Here is a 4,873-nt window from a genome sequence, read left to right as displayed (position 1 = left end):
AATTGTTTTTTTATGGTTTTAAAGTGTTTTTAAATACAGTAGTAACGAGCCCACAACCCCGCCCGGGGGGGCCCCCCTGCCCCCCCCCCCCGCCGTACGGGTAACGCGAAGTGGAAGACCGGGTCAGGCGCGGTTGCCCCACGCGATCGGAGTCTCGAGCACATCCGGGTAGTGCTTCTGCTCGTACCGCCAGATGCCCGCGATGTGCTCCTCCATCGCAACCAGGGCTGCTTCCGGATCCCTTTCTGCGACCGCGAGATAGATCTTCTCGTGGATGTCGGCCGTCGCGCGGCGATGTTTCTCCGGGTACTCCATGCCCATCGCGGAGCCGTCGAGCATGTCGAGGAGCGCATGGATGAGGTACCCGAACAGCGCGTTGCCCGACCCCTGCGCCACCGTGTCGTGGAAGACCCGGCTCATCTCGACGAAGATCTCCTCGTCGTGCAGATTCTCGCGCATGTGGTCCACGGAGTACTTGAGCGTCGCGAGCTGCTCGTCGCTGATACGCTCCGCCGCGAGTCTCGCCATCATGGGCTCGAGCGCGGTGCGTGCCTCGACCACCGTGCGGAACGGAGCGTTCTCGAACTGCAGCAACAACGTGATCGCTGTCGCCAGTCCCTCGCTGTCGGGCTGCTGCACGATCGGGCCGCCGCCGGGGCCGGGTTTGAGAGCGATGACACCCTGCAGCTCGAGGAAACGCAGCGACTCGCGAAGGGTGCCGCGACCCACATCGTATTCGTCGAGCATGATCCGTTCCGGCGGCAGCCGGTCGCCGATCTTGTTGCCGCGACGATTGATGTCCTGGACGATCCGCTGCGCCACGAGCATCGCTGTCTTCTTGGGCCTGAGCCCCGCTCGTCCCACTCGTGTCTCCACCCCGTGTGCCCCCATCTTCGAACAAACCGACAAAAATCTATGACTATGTTTACATCAATCATGGGGTGGGCACCAGTGAATCGGCCCGTGAGCACTCGAAATTGTCCGCCGTTTCGGGGCGGGGCGGCCGCGCGAGCGCAACTACCCGCCTGCGATCTCGTCGATCAGACCCCACGACAACGCGCGCTCGGCGTCGAGCGCGACGGCGGTGACGAACAGATGCAACGCGCGCCAACGGCCGATCCGCCGGGGAACGCTCACCGTCCCGCCTGCACCCGGGATCAGGCCCATCGCGACCTCGGGCAGCCGGAACACCGTGCCGGGCGCGGCGACGACACGCCCGGCGAACGCCGGAATCTCGATGCCCGCACCGACACAGTGCCCGTGCACCCGCGCCTCCACCCGGTCGCGGAGCCGCGCGACCAGACGTCCGGCTCCGCCTCGGGTACGGATCAGGTGCGCAACGGCGGTGTCCGGGGTGCGACCGAATTCGTCGAGGTCGCCACCCGCGCAGAACGACGGCCCCGCGCCGTCGAGGACGACCCGCTCGATGCTGTCGTCGAGCAGAGCAACGCCCAGCGCCTCGACGAGTGCGTCCCGCAACTGTGTGCCGTAGGCGTTGCGGCGCTCGGGCCGGTTCAATGTGATGTGCAGGGTGCCGCCGTCTCGGGCGATCAGCACCGGTTCCTGCGGGGCGGGGGGTGGCAGCGGACGTGGACCGCGCTCGTCCAGCCATCGGTGGAACTCGGGACCACCCTGCAAGGTCGAGTATCCGAGCGATTCGACCTCGATCGCCGCGGGCACCGGCAGTGTCCCGGCGGCGCGCAGCACCTGGCCGGCCGTCAGCGCCGCGTACGGATTGGCGGTGACGGCGGTGACGAATGCACCGACCGTGTCGTCCAGATCGTCGGTGCCCACCACCGTGCGTTCCCGCGGATCCGAGCCGGTCGCGTAGGTCAGGTCGAGCGCGTCGAGCAGAAGTCCCAGTTCCGGCGCGTCCTCGATGTCGCTGCCCGCATATCGTCCGACGAGCAGGCGGTCACAGTCGCGAGCACGGTCGGCGGCGACGGACAGCAGATGCTCGGCCGCACCGTCCAGGTCGACGACCAGCACGGGCGCATCGACCGCGCCGCCGTCGGTGAGCAGCGGCGTATGGGCGGCACCGGCGGCGAGATCCGCCACTCCGATCGTCCGCACCCCGGTCTTCCGCGCCCCGGGCGCACCCGACGCAGCGTCGACGTTCATTCGTTCACCGCACTCATTCGTTCCACCTCGAGGTCGTCCCACCCGAAGGCGGATCCATCGGCCCCATCCGGGGGCAATGTAACATCGGCCACGTGTCGACCGGTCCGAACCCCGATCCCGTCGAGGACTGGGCAGAGAGCGGAATCGCCGCTCTGACCGGATTTCTCGACGGTCCCCCGCTGATCCCGCCCGGACGCGCTGCGACCCGGGCACGGGAATTGTCCGCTTTCGTGGCGACCGCGACCTCCGGAACCGTGCGGATCGACGGCGCGCGATTGCTCTCCGAGCGGGCCGCGTTCACCGGGCACCGCCGGTCCGGGGCCGTGTCCGCCGGCGGGTCGTGCCGGTTGCTGCCGACGGCCGACGGCTGGGCGGCGGTCTCGTGCGCCCGGCCCGACGACCCACTGCTTCTCGGTGCGCTGGTGTCCGCCGAGATCGACGACGATCCGTGGCCGGTCGTCACCCGCTGGATGCGCGAGCACACCGGCGCCGACCTGGTCGAACGTGCCGAACTACTCGGGGTGGCGGCCGGACCGGTCGCCGCACCCGGCGCGGCACCTCCGGCTCCGGGCCCGCCACGATCCGTCGAGGGGCTGCTCGTCGTCGACTTCAGTGCGCTGTGGGCCGGGCCGCTGTGCGCACATCTGCTGGGACTCGCCGGCGCGCGGGTGGTGAAGGTGGAGACGCCGTGGCGGCCCGACGGCGCGCGGCGGGGCAATCCCGAGTTCTATCGGCTGCTGCACTCGGGCCACGAGTCCGTCGTGCTCGATCCGAACCTGCCCGGCGAGCGCGATGCCCTGCGCGATCTGGTCGCGGCGGCCGACATCGTGATCGAGGCGTCCCGTCCGCGTGCCCTCGCCGGGTTCGGGCTCGACGCGGACACGTTCGTCGCCGAGGGCGGAACCTGGGTGTCGATCACGGCCCACGGAAGAGACAGCGGCCGTGTCGGTTTCGGTGACGATGTCGCCGCGTCCGCAGGCCTGGTCGGATACGACCGTGGCACACCGGTGTTCGTCGGCGACGCGATCGCCGATCCCCTGACCGGACTGACCGCGGCGGCGCTCGCGATGTCGGCACCGAACGGGGATCGCGGGCACCTGTGGGACGTTGCGATGTCCGCGGTCGTCGCCGCCACGCTCACCGACTCCGATCCCGTTGTACCGCAGACATATCGGTCCGGAGATCGGTGGTGGGTGGACACCGCGAACGGCGCCGTCACGGTCGCCGAACCGGCCCTGCGCACACCGTCGGGTCTCGCGCCGGAATCGGGACGCCACACCGACAAGGTGCTGTCCGAGTTGAAGATCCGGCGATGAACACGCTGCTGGTCCGCGACGTCGAGGTCGCGGGACGGCCCGGCGTCGACGTGCTGATCCGGGCCGGGATGATCGTCGCGGTCGGTCCCGGGCTCGACGTGCCGGGTACTGCCGAGGTGCTCGACGGTCACGGCGGCGCCCTGATTCCCGGCCTGCACGATCACCATCTGCATCTGCATGCCGCTGCCGCACAACGAATGTCGGTGCAGTGCGGTCCGCCGCACGTGCGCTCGCCCGGCGACCTCGCGGATGCGCTCGCCGCCGCGCCGGGCGACGACTGGATCCGCGGTGTCGGCTACATCGAGTCGGTGGCGGGACTACTGGATTCGGAGGGCCTGGACCGGATCCACGCGCGGAGGCCGGTACGGATCCAGCACCGCAGCGGCGCGATGTGGGTGCTGAACACGGTAGCCGCCGGATTGGCCCGACTCGACGACGCGGATCACCCGGGGGTGGAACGCGACGAACGGGGGCGGCCCACCGGCCGGGTGTGGCGCGCGGACGACTGGCTGCGCGACCGACTGCCCGCGACCGCGCCACCGCCCTTGGACGCGGTCGGCGCCGACCTGACGAGATTCGGGATCACGGGGATCACCGACGCCACCCCGGACCTGTCGGAGAGTTCACTGGACGCGCTGGTCGACGCCCACCTCCGCGGGATCGTGCCCCAGCGGATGCGCATGCTCGGAGTGCCGCTCCACCACGAATCATCCTGGTGCACATGCTCCCTGAGCCCCGGCCCCTACAAGATCGTGCTCGCGGACTCGGGGCTACCCGAACTCGACGACCTGGTCGCGACGATCCGCCGCGTGCACGAGGCCGGACGGGCGATCGCCGCGCACTGCGTCACCCGCGAGGCCCTGCTCATCCTGCTCGTCGCCCTCGACGAGGCCGGCACCCGCCCCGGCGACCGCATCGAGCACGGCGCGTTGATCCCGGCAGAGTCGGTCGCGGAGTTGCGGCGGCGCGGCCTGACTGTCGTCACCCAGCCGGGTTTCCTGGCGCACCGCGGCGACGACTACCTGCGCGACGTCGAGCCACGCGACCTGCCGGACCTGTACCGCTGCCGGAGCCTGATCGACGGGCACGTCCCGACGGCGTTGTCCAGCGACGCCCCGTACGGCCCGCTCGACCCGTGGGAGGTGATCGCCGCCGCCGTCGACCGGCGTTGTCCTACCGGCGAGATCGTCGGGCCCGCAGAACGTATCGACCCGAGCGAGGCGCTCGACCGTTATCTGGCACCGCTCGACGACCCCGGTGACCCGGCCCGCACGATCCGCGTAGGCGCCGAAGCCGACCTGGTGCTGCTCGATCGCCCCCTCGCCGAAGTATTGGCGTCACCGCACGCGGACCGCGTGCGCGCCACCGTGATCCGCGGCGAAGTGCGCTGACGCGCCGGTGTGCCTTTGTGACGGTCCCAGCCGCCACAAAGGCAC

At 70.1% G+C, this 4,873-nt stretch carries 4 protein-coding genes; 2 read left to right on the top strand and 2 right to left on the bottom strand.

The genetic code is table 11. From position 1 onward, the window contains the following. Positions 1-123: 123 nt before the first annotated feature. Both ACWDUD_RS30385 and ACWDUD_RS30380 read right to left on the bottom strand, forming a co-directional pair. On the bottom strand, positions 124-828 hold the full coding sequence (locus ACWDUD_RS30385) for a FadR/GntR family transcriptional regulator (RefSeq protein ID WP_450111746.1): 705 nt from the start codon (positions 826-828) through the stop codon (positions 124-126). A 189-nt stretch (positions 829-1,017) separates the two neighbouring features. After that, positions 1,018-2,121, bottom strand: a complete 1,104-nt coding sequence (locus ACWDUD_RS30380) for an enoyl-CoA hydratase/isomerase family protein (protein ID WP_450111745.1) — start codon at positions 2,119-2,121, stop codon at positions 1,018-1,020. 92 nt (positions 2,122-2,213) lie between these two features. Between ACWDUD_RS30380 and ACWDUD_RS30375 the strand changes: the two genes are divergently transcribed. After that, positions 2,214-3,437 carry a CoA transferase gene (locus ACWDUD_RS30375; RefSeq protein ID WP_450111744.1) on the top strand — a complete coding sequence of 408 codons (1,224 nt, stop codon included), beginning with the start codon at positions 2,214-2,216 and terminating at the stop codon, positions 3,435-3,437. Further along, positions 3,434-4,828: an amidohydrolase family protein gene (locus ACWDUD_RS30370; protein ID WP_450111743.1), complete on the top strand. Its 1,395-nt coding sequence runs from the start codon at positions 3,434-3,436 to the stop codon at positions 4,826-4,828. The genes ACWDUD_RS30375 and ACWDUD_RS30370 overlap by 4 nt, the downstream gene beginning before the upstream one ends. Positions 4,829-4,873: the final 45 nt, after the last annotated feature.

This window comes from Rhodococcus sp. NPDC003382, from assembly GCF_053589135.1.
This window is presented reverse-complemented; position numbering and strand designations above follow the sequence as displayed.